This is a genomic window from Enterobacter sp. AG326, assembly GCF_004362415.1.
Classification (GTDB): domain Bacteria; phylum Pseudomonadota; class Gammaproteobacteria; order Enterobacterales; family Enterobacteriaceae; genus Enterobacter; species Enterobacter asburiae.
Genome location: NZ_SNXG01000009.1, coordinates 60,083 through 82,880, shown reverse-complemented (window position 1 = coordinate 82,880; position 22,798 = coordinate 60,083). Strand labels below are relative to the sequence as shown.

17 protein-coding genes are annotated in these 22,798 nt (G+C 56.3%); 8 read left to right on the top strand and 9 right to left on the bottom strand.

The features are described 5' to 3' along the window. Window positions 1-128 precede the first annotated feature (128 nt). A complete protein-coding gene (gene cycA / locus DFO52_RS20355) occupies window positions 129-1,538 on the top strand; it encodes a D-serine/D-alanine/glycine transporter (RefSeq protein WP_029740380.1) in 1,410 nt (469 codons plus the stop codon). Window positions 1,539-1,634: 96 nt separating this feature from the next. Here cycA and ytfE read toward each other — a convergent pair whose 3' ends face one another. Then, entirely contained in the window at window positions 1,635-2,297 is a 663-nt protein-coding gene (ytfE, locus tag DFO52_RS20350) for an iron-sulfur cluster repair protein YtfE (protein ID WP_054829815.1), read from the bottom strand. A gap of 244 nt (window positions 2,298-2,541) precedes the next feature. Between ytfE and DFO52_RS20345 the strand changes: the two genes are divergently transcribed. Further along, a complete protein-coding gene (locus DFO52_RS20345) occupies window positions 2,542-4,191 on the top strand; it encodes a methyl-accepting chemotaxis protein (protein WP_133551089.1) in 1,650 nt (549 codons plus the stop codon). 79 nt (window positions 4,192-4,270) lie between these two features. Here the strand turns inward: DFO52_RS20345 and DFO52_RS20340 are convergent, their stop codons facing one another. The 3 genes from DFO52_RS20340 to DFO52_RS20330 form a co-directional block, all read right to left on the bottom strand. Beyond that, on the bottom strand, window positions 4,271-5,236 hold the full coding sequence (locus DFO52_RS20340) for a DMT family transporter (protein WP_029741946.1): 966 nt from the start codon (window positions 5,234-5,236) through the stop codon (window positions 4,271-4,273). A gap of 75 nt (window positions 5,237-5,311) precedes the next feature. After that, window positions 5,312-6,136, bottom strand: a complete 825-nt coding sequence (locus DFO52_RS20335) for an AraC family transcriptional regulator (protein ID WP_023310154.1) — start codon at window positions 6,134-6,136, stop codon at window positions 5,312-5,314. 48 nt (window positions 6,137-6,184) lie between these two features. Then, complete coding sequence (locus DFO52_RS20330) at window positions 6,185-7,228, bottom strand: helix-turn-helix domain-containing protein (protein WP_230863526.1); 1,044 nt, start codon at window positions 7,226-7,228, stop codon at window positions 6,185-6,187. Window positions 7,229-7,404: 176 nt separating this feature from the next. Between DFO52_RS20330 and DFO52_RS20325 the strand changes: the two genes are divergently transcribed. Beyond that, window positions 7,405-9,303, top strand: a complete 1,899-nt coding sequence (locus DFO52_RS20325; RefSeq protein ID WP_133551088.1) for a beta-ketoacyl synthase — start codon at window positions 7,405-7,407, stop codon at window positions 9,301-9,303. Between the two features lie 85 nt (window positions 9,304-9,388). Here DFO52_RS20325 and DFO52_RS20320 read toward each other — a convergent pair whose 3' ends face one another. Beyond that, window positions 9,389-10,237: an SDR family oxidoreductase gene (locus tag DFO52_RS20320; RefSeq protein WP_133551087.1), complete on the bottom strand. Its 849-nt coding sequence runs from the start codon at window positions 10,235-10,237 to the stop codon at window positions 9,389-9,391. An 84-nt stretch (window positions 10,238-10,321) separates the two neighbouring features. On the opposite strand from DFO52_RS20320, the gene DFO52_RS20315 reads away from it, so the two are divergent. Then, complete coding sequence (locus DFO52_RS20315) at window positions 10,322-10,708, top strand: helix-turn-helix domain-containing protein (protein WP_029741950.1); 387 nt, start codon at window positions 10,322-10,324, stop codon at window positions 10,706-10,708. A gap of 97 nt (window positions 10,709-10,805) precedes the next feature. On the opposite strand, the gene DFO52_RS20310 is transcribed toward DFO52_RS20315, so the two are convergent. Continuing rightward, window positions 10,806-12,749, bottom strand: coding sequence for a bifunctional 2',3'-cyclic-nucleotide 2'-phosphodiesterase/3'-nucleotidase (locus tag DFO52_RS20310; protein WP_133551086.1), 1,944 nt, complete (start codon window positions 12,747-12,749; stop codon window positions 10,806-10,808). A gap of 190 nt (window positions 12,750-12,939) precedes the next feature. On the opposite strand from DFO52_RS20310, the gene cysQ reads away from it, so the two are divergent. After that, window positions 12,940-13,680, top strand: coding sequence for a 3'(2'),5'-bisphosphate nucleotidase CysQ (gene cysQ, locus DFO52_RS20305; RefSeq protein ID WP_023310160.1), 741 nt, complete (start codon window positions 12,940-12,942; stop codon window positions 13,678-13,680). On the opposite strand, the gene DFO52_RS20300 is transcribed toward cysQ, so the two are convergent. Beyond that, window positions 13,674-14,231 carry a YtfJ family protein gene (locus DFO52_RS20300; RefSeq protein WP_133551085.1) on the bottom strand — a complete coding sequence of 186 codons (558 nt, stop codon included), beginning with the start codon at window positions 14,229-14,231 and terminating at the stop codon, window positions 13,674-13,676. The genes cysQ and DFO52_RS20300 overlap by 7 nt on opposite strands. Window positions 14,232-14,555: 324 nt before the next feature. On the opposite strand from DFO52_RS20300, the gene DFO52_RS20295 reads away from it, so the two are divergent. Further along, on the top strand, window positions 14,556-14,762 hold the full coding sequence (locus tag DFO52_RS20295) for a DUF1107 domain-containing protein (RefSeq protein WP_008501430.1): 207 nt from the start codon (window positions 14,556-14,558) through the stop codon (window positions 14,760-14,762). A gap of 71 nt (window positions 14,763-14,833) precedes the next feature. Here DFO52_RS20295 and DFO52_RS20290 read toward each other — a convergent pair whose 3' ends face one another. Then, window positions 14,834-16,171, bottom strand: coding sequence for a hemolysin family protein (locus DFO52_RS20290; protein ID WP_029741953.1), 1,338 nt, complete (start codon window positions 16,169-16,171; stop codon window positions 14,834-14,836). Between the two features lie 253 nt (window positions 16,172-16,424). Then, window positions 16,425-17,066, bottom strand: coding sequence for a peptide-methionine (S)-S-oxide reductase MsrA (gene msrA / locus DFO52_RS20285; RefSeq protein ID WP_133551084.1), 642 nt, complete (start codon window positions 17,064-17,066; stop codon window positions 16,425-16,427). 224 nt (window positions 17,067-17,290) lie between these two features. Here msrA and tamA point away from each other — a divergent pair, with 224 nt between their 5' ends. Both tamA and tamB read left to right on the top strand, forming a co-directional pair. Then, window positions 17,291-19,024 (top strand): autotransporter assembly complex protein TamA, encoded by a 1,734-nt coding sequence (gene tamA / locus DFO52_RS20280; RefSeq protein ID WP_029741955.1) that lies wholly within the window; start codon window positions 17,291-17,293, stop codon window positions 19,022-19,024. Next, the gene (gene tamB / locus DFO52_RS20275; protein WP_133551083.1) at window positions 19,021-22,797 is read left to right on the top strand and encodes an autotransporter assembly complex protein TamB; all 3,777 of its coding nucleotides are present in this window, start codon (window positions 19,021-19,023) and stop codon (window positions 22,795-22,797) included. The genes tamA and tamB overlap by 4 nt, the downstream gene beginning before the upstream one ends. The last annotated feature ends 1 nt before the right edge of the window (window position 22,798 follow it).

Genomic DNA, 22,798 nt, shown 5'->3' with positions numbered 1-22,798 from the left:
TCATAGTATTCATCCCGCCGATTCTTACCTAATATCGATAAACCCTTACAAAGGGACCGTCATTTTTTGACGTTTTTAAAGGCCAGAAGAGCCTTAACAACACAGACAGGCATAAACAGGAAAATTACATGGTAGATCAGGTCAAAGTCGCCGCTACAGAAGAGGCGACGTCTGAACAGTCGCTACGGCGCAATCTCACAAACCGTCATATTCAGCTCATTGCGATTGGGGGTGCCATCGGTACCGGGCTGTTTATGGGGTCAGGCAAAACCATCAGTCTCGCCGGGCCGTCGATCATCTTCGTTTATATGATCATCGGTTTTATGCTCTTCTTCGTGATGCGTGCAATGGGTGAATTGCTGCTCTCGAACCTCGAATACAAATCCTTTAGCGACTTCGCTTCTGACCTGCTCGGGCCGTGGGCGGGCTATTTCACCGGCTGGACCTACTGGTTCTGCTGGGTCGTCACCGGTATGGCGGACGTCGTGGCGATTACCGCCTACGCGCAGTTCTGGTTCCCGGGGCTGTCGGACTGGGTTGCCTCGCTGGCGGTTATCGTCCTGCTGCTGAGCCTTAACCTCGCCACCGTTAAAATGTTCGGTGAGATGGAGTTCTGGTTCGCGATGATCAAAATCGTGGCGATTGTCGGGCTTATCGTCGTGGGTCTGGTGATGGTGCTCACCCACTTCCAGTCGCCAACGGGCGTGCAGGCGTCGTTTACCCATCTGTGGAATGACGGCGGCTGGTTCCCGAAAGGTATTAGCGGCTTCTTTGCCGGCTTCCAGATCGCGGTATTTGCTTTTGTGGGCATCGAGCTGGTGGGCACGACGGCAGCGGAGACCAAAGATCCCGAGAAGTCTCTCCCGCGCGCGATTAACTCTATTCCGCTGCGTATCATCATGTTCTACGTCTTTGCGCTGATCATCATTATGTCCGTGACGCCGTGGAGCTCCGTGGTGCCAACCAAGAGCCCGTTCGTTGAGCTGTTCGTGCTGGTAGGCCTGCCTGCCGCCGCGAGCCTGATTAACTTCGTGGTGCTGACCTCTGCGGCGTCTTCCGCGAACAGCGGCGTGTTCTCCACCAGCCGTATGCTGTTTGGCCTGGCACAGGAAGGCGTGGCGCCGAGCGCGTTCGCCAAGCTGTCGAAGCGCGCGGTACCGGCAAAAGGGTTGACCTTCTCCTGCATGTGCCTGCTGGGCGGCGTGGTGATGCTCTACGTGAACCCAAGCGTGATTGGCGCGTTCACCATGATCACCACGGTCTCTGCGATCCTGTTTATGTTCGTCTGGACCATCATCCTCTGTTCATACCTGGTGTACCGCAAGCAGCGCCCGCACCTGCATGAAAAATCGATCTACAAGATGCCGCTGGGCAAGCTGATGTGCTGGGTGTGCATGGCGTTCTTCGTCTTCGTGCTGGTTCTGCTCACGCTGGAAGATGATACCCGTCAGGCACTCATCGTCACGCCGCTGTGGTTTATCGCGCTGGGGCTGGGCTGGGTGTTTATCGGTAAGAAACGTATGGCAGGCATAAGGTAAAAGCAAAACGGCAACTTCGGTTGCCGTTTTTAGTTTTTGCACCCTCTCCCCGTGGGAGAGGGCCGGGGTGAGGGCATCAGGCCGCAGCGGCCTTTTTTATTCCCCAGCTAATGCCCGCGGGAACAGAACGTTGTTCTCAAGACTGATGTGTTCCATCAGGTCGTCGATCATTTCGTTAATGCCGTTGTACATCGCTTTCCACGTTGTGCACGCTTCTGGCGGCGGCGTGACGTTGTGGGTGGTGTGTTTGATCACTTCCAGCAGTTCACCCGCATCATCGTGCTCGCTTTCCATCACGCTGATAGGCCCCATCGCCTGGCCTCCCATTCCCTGCTTAATCATCGGGAAGAGGATCTGCTCTTCTTTCATCATATGGCTGGAAAGCTCTTCGTGCAGCAGGGTCAGGTACTTCGCCAGGCCGCGCGGTACGGAAGGTTTGTCGGCATGGACGCGCTCGACTTTGGTTGCCTGCAGGATCAGCTCCGGCAGCTGTTCACGGTGACGGTCATGGTATCGCACGATGATATGGTCGATGATTTCAGCGAGCGGGGCGGTTCGCCAGTCTTTGTCGACGGGCTGCTCGGCCAGCAGCGCCAGCTCTGCTTCAATCACCTCAACGTCCAGCTCTTTGCGCGAGGCCGCACGTGCCAGGGTTTGCTTACCGCCGCAGCAGTAATCCATATCGTATTTCCGAAACAGCGCAGAAGCGCGAGGAATGGAGAGCGCCAGCTCGCCAAGGGGTTGGTCGCGAAAGGCCATAGCAGTTACCTCGTCATCAATAATATAAGATGCATATTAAATGCATCTTTAAGCCAGCGCTATAACCCTTTAGAGGCAAGGGGGAAAGTGAGAAGCAGATCACAAAAAAATACCCCATTTAACTCTCTGAATGGACATAGGAAAGTGGTTTAGAAACTTTTTAAAGGTGTAGAAACAGTAAACAACCCGCCGCGCCTGCCGATATATCCACGTCAGACAAACCTGCATATAACAAAGGCAACGCATGTTTAAACGTATAAAAGTCATTACCCTTCTGATTTCGGTGCTGCTTGTGCTCGGTATCATGCAAGTGATTTCCGCCGGTATCTTTATCAACGCGCTGAATAACGATAAAGACAACTTCACCGTGTCGCAGCTTTCCAGCAAGAACGTGGCGGAGTTTACCGATGCGTGGATCAGTCTGAACCAGGCGCGCGTAACGCTGAACCGCGGGATGCTGCGTCTGCAAAGCAGCATGGCCTCTCAGATTAACGGTGGGCAGCTTAATGAGCTGGTCAACACGGCGAAAAATCTGCTCGCCGATGCACAGGTCCATTACGATAAATACTATGCCCTGCCAAATACGCCGGGCCTGGACGAGAACCTGGCCAATCGTCTGGAAGAGCAGTACCGCATTTACTCTGCAACGCTGACGCAAATGAACGTTCTGCTGAGCCAGGGCAATCTGGAAGATATGTTCAAGCAGAATGCAGAGCAAAAGCAAAACGCGATGCAGACGGTTTACCGTGAATGGCGCGAAGCGCAGGCAACGCTTACCGATAAAGGTATCCAGGACAATGAAAGCGACTACAGGCGCATTCTGTGGATCCTCTCTGCGGTTATGCTGCTGGTGATTGTGGTGATTATTTCCAGCTGGGTAGCCATGCGCCGCGTGCTGCTGCTGCCTCTGGAAGAGGTGATTAACCATATTCGCGCCATTGCGGCAGGGGATTTAACCCAGCCGATTCAGGCTGAAGGTAAGAACGAAATGGCTATCCTGGCGCGCAACGTTCAGGAGATGCAGACCTCGCTGGCGAACACCGTGGGCGTGGTGCGTGAAGGCGCAGATACGATTTACACCGGTGCAGGCGAAATCTCTGCGGGCAGTAATGACCTCTCTTCCCGTACCGAGCAGCAGGCCGCGTCTCTGGAAGAGACGGCAGCCAGCATGGAACAGCTGACGGCAACCGTGAAGCAGAACGCCGATAACGCGCGTCAGGCTTCCCGTCTGGCGCTGGACGCCTCCTCAACGGCGAAGAAGGGCGGTAACGTGGTGGAAGGCGTGGTGCGTACAATGGACGAAATCGCCACTAGTTCCAGTAAAATCGCGCAAATTACTAACGTGATCGACGGTATTGCCTTCCAGACTAACATCCTGGCGCTAAACGCGGCGGTTGAAGCGGCGCGCGCGGGCGAGCAGGGCCGTGGTTTTGCGGTGGTGGCAGGGGAAGTGCGTACTCTCGCTCAGCGCAGCGCCCAGGCGGCGAAAGAGATCAAAGCGCTGATCGATGATTCCGGCGAGCGCGTGAACGCGGGCTCCCAGCTGGTTAACGAAGCCGGGGAGACGATGGCAGAGATCGTTAATGCAGTCACCCGCGTCACCGACATCATGGGCGAAATTGCCTCGGCCTCTGACGAGCAGAGCCGCGGTATTGACCAGGTAGGCCAGGCGGTAGCCGAGATGGACCGCGTGACCCAGCAGAACGCCTCGCTGGTAGAGGAGTCCGCGGCCGCGGCGGCGGCGTTGGAAGATCAGGCTGCACGCCTGAACGAAGCGGTGGCGGTGTTCAAAATCACCCGCAACCAGGCGGTAAAAGCGGCGCCGGTGAAAACCTATGTGCCAAAAGCGCAGCCCGCAGCGGCGGCGTCTGAAGGGAACTGGGAAACGTTTTAAGGACTTGCCCGGTGGCGGTTACGCCTTACCGGGCCTACGGTTTTGTAGGCCCTGCAAGCGCAGCGCCGCTGGGCAATGCTCACACCTCCGACGCCGGAACGACCCTCGGTTTTTCCGGCTTCGCTCTTACCGCCATCACCACTCCCACCACCAGCAGCGCGATCCCGCAGGCCGTAAATAGCGGCGGCACGCTCTGACGCATCAGGAAGGTATAAAGCAGTCCGGCCAGGGTTTCGAAGACAATCAGCGGCCCTAAAATCACCGTTGGCAGCTTCTGGCTGGCAATGTTCCAGCACAGCGCGCCCACCCATGAGCACAGCACCGCAATCGCAACCATCAGGCCGATAAACACCCAGGGTCTTGGCCCGAAGGGCTGGGCGAAGTCTGGCTGTTGATGGCCTAACCAGATGCACGCCCCGGCATATCCCACCAGCGAGACGGGCAGCGTGACAAGCGCCTGCGCCGTCGCCCACATCATCGGGTGCTTGTCCGGGTTCTCCCGCAGCCAGCGCGCGTTGCGCAGGGCATACCATGCCCAGCACGCTACGGAAATGAACGCCAGCACAATACCAGAACCGTAACGCCACAGGTCCACATCCGCCTGCCCATGACGCAGCTCGGCAATATTGACGCATACCAGCCCCACGGCGGTGCATACCAGCGCCGGTATCATTTTTGACCACGCCAGTTTGCCATCGCGGTGGCTGTAGAGCAGGTTAGCAAAGACGGGGATAACGACCGGCAGCGTGCCGATAATCATGGTAGATACCGGCGCACCGGTACGCTGAATGGCACTCGCGAGGCAAACGTAGTAGATAAGATTGCCCATCATGGTCAGCGCCAGCGCGGTGCCCCAGTCCTGACGGCTGAGCTGACGCAGGCGTGCGCGTCCCAGCCACGCCAGAGGCAGGGCAATCAGCCCCAGCGCCAGATAACGTCCGGTCGACTGCAGTATTGCCGGATACTCGGGCACGATCAGCGGGCCGACAAAAATCAGCCCCCACATCATCCCGGCCAGCAGGGCATATAACACTCCACTAATCATTTTTCCATCCACAGGTATTTACGCTGTAGGCAGTGTAGGAGGGCAAAATGCGCGCGTATTGTATGAGGTTGCGCATTAGCGCCGGGTGACCTGCTTCTGGTAGCGCACGGGCGTAATGCCGTAGCGGTGGGTAAACGCGCGGGTTAAATGGGACTGGTCGGTCAGCCCGGTCGCGGCTGCCACTTCGGCGGCGGGCATGCCGTGGGTGAGGAACGCTTTGGCGCGCCAGAGGCGAATGGCCATCAGCATCTGGTGCGGCGTAACGTGAAAATGGGCTTTGAACTGGCGCTGGAAATGGTACGGGCTGAGCGATACGACGCTGGCCAGCTCGTCCAGCGTCAGGGCGCGCATATAGTTGTCGTGCAGATACTCGCGTACGCGTTCGAAGCGGTGCGCGCCTTCCTGAATCACCGGCGCGTGATGGGCCAGCGGCCGGAAGGTCTCAATCAGATCCAGCAGTAATCCTTTTTGCGCAAGCGGATCGTCCGTGTGCCACAGGCCGTAAATCAGCCTGCCGATTTGCTGCGAGCGCAGCGGGTCATGACGCGTGACATCGCTAAACCACCAGTGCCGGAGGCCGGTCACCTCTTCCAGCAGGTCGGGTTCGATATAGACCATCCGGTAGCGCCAGCCGCCTTCGGTGGCGGATTCGCCGGTATGGATCTCGTCCGGGTTCATGGTGACGACGGATTTTTCCGCCGCGAGATGCTGGGTGCCGCGATAGCGAAAGCGTTCGGCACCGGTTTCAATCGTGCCGATCCCGAAGGCTTCATGGGTGTGAGGCTCAAAGGCGTAGTCAGAAATATGCGCGTGATAAAGCTCCAGGCCCGGCAGCTGTGCCAGATGGCGAAAGCGCGCGCTGTCTCTTTCATCATTAAACTGTTCCGGTACGCCTTGCACGTTGAGCCTCCTCGTGGTCATCTTTTCATTATCAGAGATGACCGGCGTTTATGCACTAAACATCTTTGCCCGGACGGTCTTACGGTAATCCCCCGGTGAAACTGTTGTTTTATGCTTAAACTGGCGATTAAAGTGCGCAATATCCTGATATCCAACCGCATTCGCGATCTCCTGAATGGAAAGATTGGTGGATTGCAGCATTGTCATGGCGGATTCAATTCTGGTGGTTAATAAATACTGCAGAGGAGACATGTCGGTGGCATTTTTAAAGCGGCGATTAAAGTTGCGCAAACTCATGCCGGCCATATCTGCAAGACTTTGCATGGATATATCCGAAGCGCAGTTAGCTTTTATCCAGATTTGAATTTGAATAACATCTTCATCCGGATGGGGCTTGTTTTCTTCACTGTAACATTGGCGTTCAAACTGGCTACGAATTTCATGGAAAAATGTCCGTTGAGTATGTGTGGCTACACGTTTCCCGTATATCGTTTCTATAAAATGGATCGTCAGGTCTGACAGGGCCTTAACGCTTGCGGCGCAGTAAATATTATCGGCCTGAGTGAGAAAATGTTTTGTTTGTAATTTTACGGCGGGGTAGTCGCGCGAGAATTGTTTGAAGTAGTGCCAGTGGGTAGTGGCGGGTTTCCCGTCGAGCAGTCCCGACTCCGCCAGAAAACAGCAGCCCGTTCCGACGGCGGCGATGCGGGTTCCTCGCGCGGCCTGCTCGGTCAGCCATTCCAGAAGTTCAGGCTGTTGTCTGACCACGCCGCGAGGATTGCGCCAAAGGGCCGGAAGATAGATAACGTCATAGTGTCTGTCTGCGGCAAGTGTAGTATCGGCGGTAATGCTAAAGCCACTGTGCGTCAGGATGGGCTCGCTGTTTATGCCAATGGTATTCACCTTCAGAATACTCTCCGGGCGACAGAGCCTGAAGGGCGACTTCTCCGGTTTGTGCGTGTCTGCGTGGGATGTTGTTTTTTGCTCAGCTAAATAACTACTGGCTGCGGCTTTCCACATTTCAATCGGAAGACTGAGACCGGAACTTAGCATGCGTTCGCATAACACAAATCCTATTTGTGTATTTGTCATTTTTGATTAATACCTGTTTTGACTATTGTTTTTGGTAGCTCATCGTTGTCCTGGCCAAAAAAGTCAGCATTTTGGCTGGATTTGCATATTAGCTTTTGGTGGTGGTTTGTAAACTAATATCTGGAATTATCGCACTTACTTACCGAAATAAATTCACGACCACTACAGGATAAATTATGGTGAAGTTACCCGTAATAACGGCATTTGGCGGCTATGGTCCAGCTGGTCGTAGTTCTTCACATCATGCATTTCGCCGAATGATTATCGAGTCATTATCTGAAGAGGAAAGGCAGGAGACGTTATTATCGTTAGCCATTCTGATGGGCGTCCTTAAATATGATGAAAGTGGGTATCGCGATATTTCCGGTAAAATATTTACACCTGCTCAGGCTGCCGCGAGGATAAAAGACGAGGCGCTTGAGGGGACCCTTATCAGAAAAATCACGCGCGACTATTTTGATGTCGATGCTATCGCCAGCCATGCAAAATTGAATATGGTTTCAGGCGAAGAGGGGCTTAGTTTTAATATCTCTGCCAGACAATTACCTCAACCCTTACCGGCGGGATGGCACGTTGAAGAATTAGCGGATCGACGTGTCCGTATTACCGTTCAGGGAGAGATGGACTGCAAAATTGAGGCGTTGCTGCGCACGGAGGTTCAGGCTGCAGGGCTGTTGCCGCAGGGATTCCGCCCGGGCGACCATTACAATTCGCAGTTCCATCCGCGGGCGTTACAAATGGCGATTGTCGGAGCGTCAGACGCCATCAACGCGCTGGGGATCCCGTGGCGAGAGGTACAGACCAAAATCACGCCGGATCAGCTCGGCGTCTATTCGGGCAATATCATGGGGCAGCTCGACGATTATGGCTTTGGCGGAATGCTGCAGTCGCGCCTGAAAGGCCATCGCGTCAGCGCCAAACAGTGCCCGCTAGGCCTGAACAGCATGTGCGCCGATTTCCTCAATGCCTATGTGCTGGGTAGCGTCGGTCATACCAGCGCCACGCTGGGGGCGTGCGCCACGTTGCTGTATAACCTGAATGCGGCAGTCGAAGATATCAAAGCGGGGCGCATTCGCGTGGCCGTCGTTGGCAGCGCCGAAGCGCCGGTCACCTCAGAAGTGATTGAAGGCTTCGATGCCATGGGCGCCCTGGCAACGGAGAGCAAGCTTAAGCACATTGATGAAACGGAAACGGCCGACTGGCGCAACAGCAGCCGCCCGTTTGGCAACAGCTGCGGTTTTGTTATCGCAGAATCCAGCCAGTATGTCGTGCTAATGGACGACGAGCTGGCGCTGCAGCTTGGCGCAGAGATCCACGGTTCGGTGGGGAACGTCTTCATCAACGCTGACGGCTTTAAACGTTCTATTGCGTCGCCGGGTCCGGGGAATTACATCACCATGGCGAAAGCCGTAGCCTCTGCGGTATCGATGGCCGGGATAGCGACGGTGCAGAAGGGATCGTTTATTCAGGCGCATGGCTCAAGCACGCCGAAGAATTGCGTCTCCGAGGCGGATATTTTTGACCGCGTTGCGCAAGCATTTTCGATTCGCGACTGGCCGGTGACGGCGGTGAAATCGTATCTCGGCCACTCCCTGGGCCCCGCCAGCGGCGACCAGCTAATCAGCTGCCTCGGCGTCTTCCGCTATGGTATTTTGCCGGGAATTAAAAGCGTGTCCCACATCGCGCCGCAGGTGAATAACGCGCGCTTAACCATTCCTCTTCAGGACTGCAAATTAGAGGAAGACCAGGGACAAATCGCCTTTATTAATTCAAAAGGCTTTGGCGGTAATAATGCCACGGGGGTGGTTTACTCGCCAAAGCTTACCTATCAATGGTTGCGTAAACGCTATGGGGAAGCGGTGTTTGCGGATTATCAGCAGCGTAATCGCCAGGTGCGACGTCAGGCTAACGCCTACGACCAGGCGGCGTCGCAGGGTGAACTGAATGTCATTTATCTGTTCGGACAGCAGGGAATAAATGAGGAAGATATTAAGATTGATATGAATGGCATCACTATTCCCGGATTTGAAAAACCGATAACGTACGCGACGGATAAAGAATACCCGGACTTTTAATCGTTATATCTGTTTTTATTATTAATAAATATGAGCGGGCCGGGTAAGGGAAATCACCCGGCCGCAGGAAAGAACGGTGACACCGTTAAAGAATGGCTTTAATGCTCTGCGCCAGCGGCGTAGTCGCACGCCCGATCAGTTTGCTCAGCGTATGGCTATCGTCAAAGAGTCCCCCTTTGGACGCACCGACATCGGAGTCCGCCAGCATATCTGCCAGCCCGGCAGGCAGGCCGACGCTTTTCAGCGCGGCGGCAAAATCCGCTTCACTGAGGTTCTGATAGGTTACCGGCTTCCCGCTCTGTTTGCTGAGTTCAGCCGCCAGTTCGCTCAGCGTCCAGCCATGGTCGCCCGCCAGTTCATATACCTTGCCCGCATGGCCTTCTTCAGCGATCACTTTCGCTGCCGCCGCGGCATAGTCAGCACGGGTGGCAGAGGCAATTTTGCCGTCGCCTGCCGCACCAATAAACACGCCGTGTTCCAGCGCAGGCGGCGCGCTCGCCAGATAGTTTTCGGTATACCAGCCGTTGCGCAGCAGGGCATAAGGAATGCCGGATGCCGCCAGCGCTTTTTCAGTGGCAACGTGTTCAACGTGCAGGCCCAGCGGTGATTTATCCGCATGCAGCAGGCTGGTGTAGGCGATAAATTTCACGCCAGCCGTTTTGGCGGCGTTAATCACGTTCTGGTGCTGGGTCGCGCGCTGGCCGACTTCGCTGGAAGAGATCAGCAGCAGCTTATCCACGCCGCTCAGCGCGGCGGTGAATGCGGCTTCATCCGTGTAGTCCGCCTGACGAACCACAATTCCCTGCTGGCTTAAGGCCTGCGCTTTCGCCGGGTTACGTACGATGGCCACAATCTGGCTGGCCGGTACGGTTTTCAGAAGCTGTTCAATAACGAGATGGCCAAGCTGGCCGGTAGCGCCGGTAATCGCGATCATGATGAATCTCCTTCGTGTTTGTCTGGTGTTGTGGCACACTAGCACCATAGCTAACTTTTAGTAAGTACGTACAAAAAGGTAAGTATGAAAACAACGATACCGACGCTCAGCGAACAAATGCGCGATGGCAATCTTTTCGCGGAACAGTGTCCTTCACGCGAGGTGCTCAAACACGTGACCAGCCGCTGGGGTGTCCTGATTCTGCTGGCCCTGCGCCAGGGAACGCATCGCTTTAGCGATCTGCGCCGTAAAATGGGCGGGGTGAGCGAAAAGATGCTGTCCCAGTCACTCCAGGCGCTGGAGCTGGATGGGTTTGTCGATCGCGTGTCGTATCCGGTGGTGCCGCCGCACGTAGAGTATAGCCTGACGCCGATGGGGACTGAGGTGAGCGAGAAGGTCGCCGCGCTGGCGGACTGGATTGAGGTGAACACGCCGAAGGTGATGGCGAACAGGGACGATCGTGCGGCCTGATCTCTTCACCCTGACCTAATGCCTGCGTGGCGACCCCCTCTCCCATAGGGAGAGGGAACAAACACGAAAAACGGCAACGCATGTTGCCGTTTTGTTTTTACTTACTCAAATCCACCTGATAAATCGCGAACCCGATATCATCCGTCGCGACCTTCTTCATCGGATACTGGGCTTTATCCTTGATAAACGCGGCTGCCTTATCGGACGGCGACGTTTCGAAGCGGATATCCAGTTTGGTATCGCTGTTGATCGGCGCGAGACGCCAGTTGTTATCCACCGCCGGATGAATTTCGCCCGCCTTCTTCGACTCCGCGCTGATCCACGCCGCCAGCACCGAGCGGTTCTCATCCGGCGAGGCAAAGGCGATGTGGCTATCGCCCGTACCGGCAAACTTACCGCCGTAGGCACGGTAGTTATTGGTCACGACCAGGAAGGTGGCATTCGGGTCGATCGCCTTGCCGTTGTAGGTCAGGTTTTTGATGCGCTCCGCCTGCGGGTTGATCGCCTGACACTCGCCGTCATATTTCGCCGGCTGGGTGACGTCAATCTGGTAGTTCACGCCGTCGATCACGTCGAAGTTATAGGTGCGGAAGCCGTCCCAGTTAATCAGCGACTGCGGCTTACTGCTGTGCGGGTCAATCTGGTTAAACTGTCCGGCAGAGCACTCCAGCCACTCTTTCACCTCCTGGCCCGTCGCTTTTACCACCACCAGCGTGTTCGGGTAGAGGTAGAGATCGGCGGCGTTCCGGAAGGTCAGCTGGCCCTTTTCGACTTCAACATAGCTTGCCGGGTCATTCTTACGCCCGCCCACCTTGAATGGCGCAGCGGCTGACAGAACCGGCAGCTTTGCCAGATCCGGATCGCCCTGCACAAAGTGTTCGGCATAGGCTTTCTGCGCCATGTTGACGACCTGAACGGTCGGGTCGTCCTGAACCAGCGCCAGGAAGCTGTACATGTTGTCGGCGGATTTGCCGATCGGCTTGCTGACGAATTCGCGCGTAGCGTCGTGATCGTGCTTCAGCACGTCAACCAGTTTTTTATCTTCCGCCGCCAGAGATTTTTTAGCCGCAGCGTCGTAAATCGGGCGCGCTTCGGCTTTTGACTGCGTCACCTTCCAGCTGCCGCCGTCGTTATTCAGCACCAGGTCCACCACGCCAAGGTGGTCGCCCCACATGCCCGGCATCACCGCCGGCACGCCGTTGAGCGTCCCTTTCTCAATGTCCGCCCCTTTGATGCTGGCGAAATCTTTGCCCGGGAAGACCGCGTGGGCGTGGCCGAACAGGATCGCGTCGACGCCCGGAACTTCACTCAGATAGTAAACGGAGTTTTCTGCCATGGCCTGGTACGGATCGGCGGAGAGGCCCGAGTGGGCGACAACGACGACCAGATCGGCGCCTTTTTCGCGCATTTCCGGCACGTATTTGCGCGCGGTTTCGGTGATGTCGTTAACGGTCACTTTACCGTCAAGGTTGGCCTTATCCCACGTCATGATCTGCGGCGGCACAAAGCCGATATAGCCGATTTTCAGCGTCTGTTTTTTACCGTCCTGGTCGACGACGTTGGTCTCTTTAATGAGGTAAGGGGTAAAGAGTGGCTTTTGCGTTTTAACGTCGATGATATTGGCGTTAACGTACGGGAATTTCGCACCGGCGAGCGCATCGTGCAGGTATGTCAGACCGTAGTTGAATTCGTGGTTACCGAGGTTGCCGACGGTATAGTCCAGGGTGTTCATCGCTTTATAAACAGGATGAATCTCGCCTTTTTTCAGCCCCCTGGTCGCCATGTAATCCCCGAGCGGACTGCCCTGAATGAGGTCGCCATTGTCGACCAGCACGCTGTTTTTCACTTCGCCACGCGCCGCATCGATCAGGCTTGCCGTGCGTACCAGGCCGAATTTTTCCGTCGGGGTATCTTTGTAGTAATCGAAGTCCATCATGTTGCTGTGCAGATCGGTCGTTTCCAGAATACGCAGATCTACCGTCGCCGCCTGTACGCTTGCTGCAATCAGCGTCGCCAGAAGCGTTGCACTAAACTTAATCATCAGAGGAGTCCTTTTTTCGATGCAGACCACAAAAGAGTATGTATCTATAGCGTGTTGCTTACAGAAATGTGAATCCTGACAGAAAAAAGTAACCTGAAACCGGAATTGCTTCACAGATAGCGGAATTGTTCACATTACGATATAACTAAAACAAAGAGTTAACCTCACTGCGTTAACAAAGAGGTGGAAAATGCTAGATAAAATTTGTCAGCTCGCACGGGATGCGGGAGATGCCATCATGCAGGTGTATGACGGCAGTAAACCTATGGAGGTTGTCAGCAAGGCCGACGACTCTCCGGTCACGGCGGCGGATATTGCGGCTCATAAGGTGATCCTGAAAGGGTTACAGGCCTTAACGCCGGACATCCCCGTTCTGTCAGAAGAAGCGCCGCAAAGCTGGGACGAGCGCCAGCACTGGCAGCGCTACTGGCTGGTCGATCCGCTGGACGGGACAAAAGAGTTCATCAAGCGCAACGGTGAATTCACCGTCAATATCGCCCTGATTGAGAAGGGCAAAGCGGTGCTGGGCGTGGTCTACGCGCCGGTAATGAAGGTGATGTACAGCGCCGCAGAAGGGAAGGCGTGGAAGGAAGAGTGCGGCGTGCGCAAGCAGATCCAGGTGCGCGATGCGCGTCCACCGCTGGTGGTGATTAGCCGCTCGCACAGCGACAGCGAACTGCAGGAGTACCTGCAGCAGCTGGGGGAACACCAGACCACCTCGATTGGCTCATCGCTGAAATTCTGCCTGGTGGCGGAAGGCCATGCGCAGCTCTACCCTCGCTTTGGGCCAACCAACGTCTGGGATACTGCGGCAGGTCATGCCGTTGCTGCGGCCGCCGGGGCGCATGTTCATGACTGGCAGGGCAAGCCGCTGGACTATACCCCGCGCGAATCCTTCCTCAATCCCGGCTTCCGCGTCTCTATTTACTGAGCCAGCAGCTTATGCAGCAGGTCGACAACCTGCTGCACCTCTTCCTGGGTTAACGCGCCGTCTTTCGCCCACTGTACGCGACCTTCCTTATCCAGCACGATAATCGCGGAGCTCTCTTCCTCCAGCTGCCAGGCCTTACGGGTTACGCCGTTGCTGTCGACGATAAACTGCGACCACGGATAGAGTTTTTTATTGCTCTCAAGGCTGGATCGCACAAACATCCCGGAGCCCGGAATAGCGTCATCGGTGTTAACAATGGTGGTCGTCTGGTAGCGGTCGTGAGAGAATTTTGCGGCCTTGATCGCTTCCACCAGATTGGCATTTTTCTCTTTTGCGGATGTACGACCGGCAATATGTTGTACAACTCTCACTTTGCCCGCGAGCTGCGCGCTATTCCAGGGTTTGTAGCTAAACTTATCATTGTCGAGAATCAATTCTCCCCGGTCAGCAATGCCGACTGGCGGTACACGTTGTCCTTTTTCAATGTTGTGAGCGGAAGCCCACAGGGGCAGCAGCAGGGAGGCTGCTGCAAGGATATTACGTAGGGTCATGGCGTTTCCTTATTGTTTGCAGGTGATCCGACCACTTGGTCTTGCGCTTTTAATCATAAGTGCGATCAATGGGGTTTTCCCGCAATCCCGATGCCAGTTTGCGGGCGAACGCACATATCCATGAAAAAACGACGGCTTATACTGCTCTCAGTCACGCTTTGCAAAGATTATTCTGAATAATTGTAATCAAACGGTAAATAAACTTATGCACACTGGGTAACACCTTAGTTCTGGTCTATAGTCATTGGGCATTAAAATTTGCGCTCAGGACAGTCGGGCCGATTGTGGCACCGCAAGAGCGTATGATTCGCAGGAGATACAAGAATGAAAATTTTCCAACGCTACAACCCGCTTCAGGTGGCGAAGTACGTGAAGATCCTGTTCCGTGGACGGTTGTACATCAAGGATGTTGGCGCTTTTGAGTTTGATAAGGGCAAGATCCTTGTCCCAAAAGTGAAGGACAAACAGCACCTGTCTGTGATGTCCGAAGTCAACCGTCAGGTTATGCGTCTGCAGACTGAGATGGCTTAACCAACGTGCTATGCAGTAGTTAAAAAAACGGCTCCCAATGGGAGCCGTTGATGTTTGTGGGGGCAGGGAGTTTACGCCGACACCTTCTCTTCCGCGTCCGGCAGCTTTGGTACCAGTACGGTCGGTTTGTTGTCGATGCGCGTCACCAGCAGCTGGTCGATGCGGTAGTTATCAATATCCACCACTTCAAACTTGTAGCCGGAGAACTTCACCGAGTCGGTACGTTTCGGGATCTTACGCAGCATAAACATCATAAAGCCGCCGATGGTCTCGTAGTTACCGGACTGCGGGAACTCGTCGATATCCAGCACGCGCATTACGTCTTCAATCGGCGTGCCGCCATCAATCAGCCATGAATTATCGTCACGCTGAACAATCTGCTCTTCCAGCCCCTGGCCAACCAGGTCGCCCATCAGCGTGGTCATCACGTCGTTCAGGGTGATAATACCCACCACCAGCGCGTATTCGTTCATGATAACCGCGAAGTCTTCCCCGGCGGTTTTGAAACTTTCCAGCGCTTCTGAGAGCGTCAGGGTGTCCGGCACAATCAGGGTATTGCGGATCTGCACGCCGCTGTTGAGCGCGAGGCTCTGGTTTGCCAGCACGCGGTTCAGCAGGTCTTTGGAGTCGACGTAACCGATGATGTGGTCGATATCTTCATTACAGACCAGGAACTTAGAGTGCGGATGCTGCGCCACTTTGTTCTTCAGGCTCTGCTCATCTTCATGTAAATCGAACCAGATAATGTTCTCACGGCCCGTCATGGAAGACGGCACGGTACGGGATTCCAGTTCGAATACGTTCTCAATCAGCTCGTGCTCCTGCTTGCGCAGCACCCCGGCCAGCGCGCCGGCTTCCACCACCGCATAAATGTCGTCAGAGGTGATGTCATCTTTACGCACCATTGGCAGCTTAAAGATGCGGAAAATCACGTTCGCCAGGCCGTTGAAGAACCACACCAGCGGACGAAACACGTACAGACAGAAGCGCATCGGGTTGATGATACGCAAAGCCACAGCTTCTGGCGCAATCATACCGATGCGTTTCGGGGTCAGGTCTGCAAAGAGGATGAACAGGCCGGTTACCAGCGAGAAGGAGAGGATAAAGCTCAGCTGTTCGGCCAGTTCAACGGACACGTACTTAACAAACAGACTATAAAACGCCGGGGAAAACGCCGCATCACCCACGATACCGCCGAGAATGGCGACCGCGTTGAGGCCAATCTGCACCACGGTGAAGAACATCCCGGGGTTTTCCTGCATTTTCAGGATGCGGGTGGCATTGATGTTGCCTTCATCGGCAAGCAGCTTCAGTTTGATTTTACGGGACGCGGCCAGCGAGATCTCAGATATCGAGAAAAACGCGCTGACGGCAATCAGACAAAGTATTACTAAAATACTGTTTAACATAGTTTATCCGGCTTCTCGCCAGATCCTCAGAAGGGGAGTTGATACCATTTGTGTGAAAACACATTGAAAATCAGCTCGTAGCGTTGAGCCGATTATTTCAGCGGGTAGTATAGCGTAAAGAGATGTAAATCTGCCAGAGGTCACAATTTGGCGAAGATGGCCGGCGGGGGCGGCTAACGGGTGGTTGTTATATTATGAGACAACGCAGTCGCTTTCTTGAGCGCCACGCGGCTCGCGTGGCGCTGGGTAAGTATCAGGCCAGCTGTGGCGGCAGGCAGACGCCGATGCCCCCGATACCGCAGTAGCCGTACGGGTTTTTATGCAGATACTGCTGGTGGTCGTCCTCGGCATAGTAGAACGGTTTCGCGGTGGTGATTTCCGTCGTCACCTCGCGCGTATCGCCCGCTTCACGCATGGCCTGCTGGAAACGCTCAAGGCTGGCGCGCGCGGCGGCATCCTGCTCGGGCGTGAGCGGATAAATGGCCGAACGGTACTGTGTGCCGTGGTCGTTGCCCTGACGCATGCCCTGCGCCGGGTCGTGGTTTTCCCAGAAGACCTGCAGGAGCTGCTCGTAGCTAATGACTGCAGGGTCATAGACCACGCGTACCGCTTCCGCATGCCCGGTTTCGCCGGAGCAGACTTCGCGATAGGTCGGATTCGGCGTGTAGCCGCCCGTGTAGCCAGCCGCCGTGCTGTAAACGCCGGGCAGCTGCCAGAAGAGACGCTCAACGCCCCAGAAGCAGCCCATGGCGAACAGGGCGATTTCCATTCCCTCCGGCACGTTGGTCATGGAATGGCTATTGACGGCGTGTAAGGTCGCCACAGGCATAGGGGTGTTGCGTCCCGGTAATGCATCAGTTTGTGAAACCAGATGCTTTTTGTCGAATAAACTCACGATGGGGCCTCCCGGGGTGCGATGTTTCGGTTAAGGTTGTCACGAAGCGTTTAATTGAACACAATAAATGCGCTGAATGAGTCTAGATTTAATCATAAGAAATATTTGGGTGTTACACCCGTTTTCAACCCGTGATTTGGGTTTTGGGCCAACAGGCCGTATTTTGCCGCGGAGCGGCACTTCATTTGCTTCCAGGGTGGAAACAGGGATATTCAGGAGAAAACGTGACAAAAATCCGCCAGTTATGTTTAGTCAGTGTGTTGCTGACAAGCGGGATTGCCAGCGCGGCGAATGTCCGTTTGCAGGTTGAGGGGTTATCCGGGGCGCTACAAAAAAACGTGCGTGCGCAGTTGTCGACCATCCAGAGTGATGAGGTGACGCCGGACCGGCGTTTTCGCGCGCGCGTCGATGACGCCATCCGTGAAGGGCTGAAAGCGCTGGGGTATTATGAACCCACCATTGATTTCGATCTCCGCCCGCCGCCAAAGAAGGGGCGCCAGGTCCTTATTGCCCGCGTTTCGCCGGGTGAGCCGGTACTGATTGGCGGTACGAACGTCATCCTGCGCGGCGGGGCGCGTACCGACCGGGATTACCTGGACCTGCTCAGCACGCGGCCGAAAATCGGTACCGTGCTTAACCACGGCGACTACGACCATTTCAAAAAAGAGCTGACGAACGTTTCCCTGCGTAAGGGTTACTTTGACAGCCAGTTCAATAAAAGCCAGCTGGGCATTGCGCTGGATCGGCGTCAGGCCTTCTGGGATATCGACTACGACAGCGGAGAACGCTACCGCTTTGGCGATGTGACGTTTGAAGGTTCGCAAATTCGTGAAGAGTACCTGCAAAACCTCGTGCCGTTCAAAAAAGGGGATTATTACCAGTCGAGGGACCTGGCGGAACTGAACCGTCGTCTTTCCGCTACCGGCTGGTTTAACTCCGTGGTTGTCGCGCCGGAATTTGAGAAGTCTCGCAAAACGAAGGTGTTGCCGCTGCATGGCGTTGTCTCGCCGCGCACCGAGAACACCATTGAGACCGGTGTTGGCTACTCGACGGATGTTGGACCACGCGTGAGAACCTCGTGGAAAAAACCGTGGATGAACTCGTACGGTCACAGCCTGACCACCAGCCTGAGCCTCTCTGCGCCCGAGCAGCAGCTGGATTTCAGCTACAAAATGCCGCTGCTGAAAAATCCGCTTGAGCAATATTATCTTGTGCAGGGCGGTTTTAAGCGCACCGACTTGAACGACACCAAGCAGGACTCTACGACCCTTGCGGTCTCCCGCTTCTGGGATCTCTCCAGCGGCTGGCAGCGCGCCATCAACCTGCGCTGGAGCCTGGACCACTTTACCCAGGCCAACGTCACCAACACCACCATGCTGCTTTATCCGGGCGTGATGATCAGCCGTACCCGCTCGCGCGGGGGCCTGATGCCGACCTGGGGCGACTCGCAGCGCTACTCCATTGATTATTCCAACTCCGCCTGGGGCTCCGACGTGGACTTCTCCGTCATGCAGGCGCAAAACGTCTGGATCCGCACGCTGTATGACAAACACCGCTTTGTGATGCGCGGCAATCTCGGCTGGATTGAAACGGGAGACTTCGAGCGCGTTCCGCCGGATCTGCGCTTCTTCGCCGGGGGCGACCGCAGCATTCGTGGGTATAAGTACAAATCGATCTCACCTGAGAACGAAAAGGGCCAGCTGACCGGTGCGTCAAAACTGGCGACCGGATCGCTGGAGTATCAGTACAACGTCAGCGGAAAGTGGTGGGGCGCCATGTTTGTTGACGGCGGTGAAGCGGTGAACGACATCCGTCGCAGCGACTTTAAAACCGGCGCGGGCGTGGGCGTACGCTGGCAGTCACCCGTCGGGCCCATCAAGCTCGACTTCGCCGTGCCTGTCGGCGACAAAGAAGAGCACGGATTACAGTTTTACATCGGTCTGGGGCCTGAATTATGAGTTTATGGAAGAAAATAAGCCTCGGGGTGCTGATTTTTATCGTGCTGCTGCTCGGTACGGTGGCGTTTCTGGTGGGAACGACGACCGGGCTGCATCTGCTGTTTAACGCTGCGAACCGCTGGGTGCCGGGGCTGGAAATTGGCCAGGTAACGGGCGGTTGGCGCGATCTGCGTCTGAAGAACATCCGCTATGAGCAGCCGGGCGTGGCGGTGAATGCCGGGGAGTTCCATCTCGCGGTGAAGCTGGGCTGCCTGCGCGACAGTAAGCTCTGCGTCAACGATCTGTCGCTAAAAGACGTCAACGTGGCGATAGATTCGAAAAAAATGCCGAAGTCAGCGCCGGTCGAGGAAGAGGACAGCGGCCCGCTGAATCTTTCCACGCCGTACCCGATCGCGCTCTATCGGGTAGCGCTCGATAACGTCAATATCAAAATCGACGACACCACCGTGTCCGTGATGGATTTCTCCTCCGGCCTGCGCTGGCAGGAGAAAAACCTCACCCTGACGCCGACGTCCCTGCAGGGCTTGCTGATCGCGCTGCCGAAAGTGGCAGACGTGGCGCAGGAGGAGATCGTCGAGCCGAAGATCCAGAACCCGCAGCCGGAAGAGAAGCCGCTGGGCGAAACGCTGAAAGATCTCTTCTCGAAGCCTGTCCTGCCGGAAATGACCGACGTTCACCTGCCGCTGAATCTCAACATCGAGGAGTTCAAAGGCGAGCAGCTGCGCCTGACCGGCGATACCGATCTGACGGTCTACACTATGCTGCTGAAGGTCAGCAGCATTGACGGCAACATGAAGCTCGACGCGCTGGATATCGACACCAACCAGGGCTCGGTGAATGCGTCAGGGAATGCCCTGCTGCGCGACAACTGGCCGGTGGACATTACGCTTAACAGTGCCCTCAACATCGATCCGCTGAAAGGCGAAAAGGTGAAGGTCAAAGTGGGCGGTGCGCTGCGCGACAAGCTGGACGTCGGGGTGAATCTCTCCGGCCCGGTGGACATGGTCCTGCGCGCGCAAACGCAGCTGGCGGAAGCCGGGCTGCCGCTCAATCTTGAGGTTGTCAGCAAGCAGCTTTCCTGGCCGTTCACCGGCGAAAAACAGTTCCAGGCCGATGACCTGAAGCTAAAGCTGAGCGGCAAGATGACCGACTACACGCTCTCGTTCCGCACCGCGGTGAAGGGGCAGGGCGTGCCGCCCGCGAACATCACGCTGGATGCGAAGGGCAACGAACAGCAGGTCAACCTCGACAAGCTGACCGTCGCGGCGCTGGAAGGCAAAACCGAGCTGACCGCGCTGCTCGACTGGCAGCAGGCGATCAGCTGGCGCGGCGAGCTGAAGCTGACGGGCATTAACACCGCCAAAGAGGTGCCGGACTGGCCGTCGAAACTGGATGGCCTGATTAAAACCCGCGGCAGCCTGTACGGCGGTACGTGGCAGATGGACGTGCCGGAAATTAAGCTCACCGGGAACGTGAAGCAGAACAAGGTTAACGTTGAAGGCTCGGTGAAAGGCAACAGCTATCTGCAGTGGGTTATCCCGGGGCTGCACGTGGCGCTGGGCCGCAACACGGCGGATATCAAAGGCGAGCTGGGGGTGAAGGATCTCAATCTGGACGCCACCATCGACGCGCCGAATCTCGACAACGCCCTGCCGGGTCTGGGCGGCACGGCGAAAGGTCTCGTGAAAGTGCGCGGTACGGTGGAGGCGCCGCAGCTGCTGGCGGACATTACCGCCAATAACCTGCGCTGGCAGGAGCTGAGCGTTGCCCGCGTCCGCGTGGAAGGGGATGTGAAATCCACCGATCAGATCGGCGGTAGCCTGAACCTGCGCGTGGAGCGCATTTCTCAGCCGGACGTGAACATTAACCTGGTCACCCTGGACGCCAAAGGGAACGAGAAGCAGCACGACCTCCAGCTGCGCGTGCAGGGCGAGCCGGTCTCCGGCCAGCTTCACCTCACCGGCAGCTTCGACCGCAAGGAAGAACGCTGGAAAGGGACGCTGGACAACACCCGCTTCACTACGCCGGTCGGGCCGCTGGCGCTCTCGCGATCCATTGCCCTCGACTACCGCAACGCCGAGCAGAAGATCAGCATTGGGCCACACTGCTGGACCAACCCGAATGCGGAGCTGTGCGTGCCGCAGACCATCGATGCGGGTGCGGAAGGGCGCGCGCAGATCAACCTCAACCGTTTCGATCTGGCGATGCTGAAGCCGTTTATGCCGGACACAACCCAGGCCAGCGGCGTCTTCAGCGGGAAAGCCGATGTGGCCTGGGACACCACCAAAGAGGGGCTGCCGCAGGGCAGCGTCACGCTGTCCGGGCGTAACGTGAAGGTGACGCAGGAGATCAACGACGCGCCGCTGCCGGTGGCGTTCGACACCCTGAACCTGAGTGCCGATCTGCATAACAATCGCGCACAGCTGGGGTGGACGATCCGCCTGACCAATAACGGTCAGCTGGACGGGCAGGTCCAGATTACCGATCCGCAGGGACGGCGTAATCTGGGCGGCAACGTCAACGTCCGTAACTTCAACCTGGCGATGGTGAACCCGATTTTCGCGCGCGGGGAAAAAGCGGAGGGTATGCTGAACGCTAACCTGCGCCTGGCCGGTAACGTGCAAAGCCCGCAGCTGTTCGGCCAGCTGCGCCTCAGCGGCGTGGATATCGACGGTAACTTCATGCCGTTTGACATGCAGCCCAGCCAGATCGCGATGAACTTCAACGGCATGAGCTCGACGCTGAGCGGCTCGGTATTGACGCAGCAAGGGCAAATCAACCTGAGCGGCGACGCGGACTGGAGCCAGATCGATAACTGGCGCGCCCGCATCGCGGCGAAGGGGAGCCGGGTACGCATCACCGTACCGCCAATGGTGCGCCTGGACGTTTCGCCTGATGTGGTCTTTGAAGCCACGCCAAGCCTCTTTACGCTTGACGGGCGCGTCGACGTGCCGTGGGCGCGCATCGTGGTTCACGACGTGCCGGAAAGCGCGGTCGGCGTCTCAAGTGATGAAGTTATGCTCAATGAAAATCTGAAACCTATCGAACAGAAGAGCGCTGGCATACCGATCAATAGTAACCTTATCGTGCACGTGGGGAATAACGTGCGGTTGAATGCGTTTGGGCTGAAGGCGAGGCTCACGGGCGATCTGAAAGTGGCGCAGGATAAACAAGGGCTTGGCCTGAACGGGCAGATCACTATTCCTGAAGGGCGTTTCCACGCCTATGGTCAGGATCTGATTGTGCGCAAAGGCGAGCTGCTGTTCTCCGGACCACCGGATCAGCCCCTGTTGAACATCGAAGCGATTCGTAACCCGGAAGCGACGGAAGACGACGTCATTGCTGGCGTTCGCGTCACCGGTTCCGCCGACGAACCGAAGGCGGAGATCTTCTCTGACCCGGCGATGTCGCAGCAGGAAGCTCTCTCTTATCTGCTGCGTGGACAAGGTCTGAACAGCGGACAAAGCGACAGTGCGGCGATGACCTCGATGTTAGTGGGTCTGGGGGTTGCACAAAGTGGGCAGGTTGTGGGTAAAATCGGCGAGACGTTCGGCGTAAGCAATCTGGCGCTGGACACCCAGGGCGTGGGTGACTCCTCGCAGGTGGTGGTCAGCGGCTATGTACTGCCGGGTCTGCAGGTAAAATATGGTGTGGGGATCTTTGACTCACTGGCAACTCTCACGTTACGCTATCGCCTGATGCCCAAGCTATATCTGGAAGCAGTGTCCGGCGTAGACCAGGCACTTGATCTGCTCTATCAGTTTGAGTTTTAGC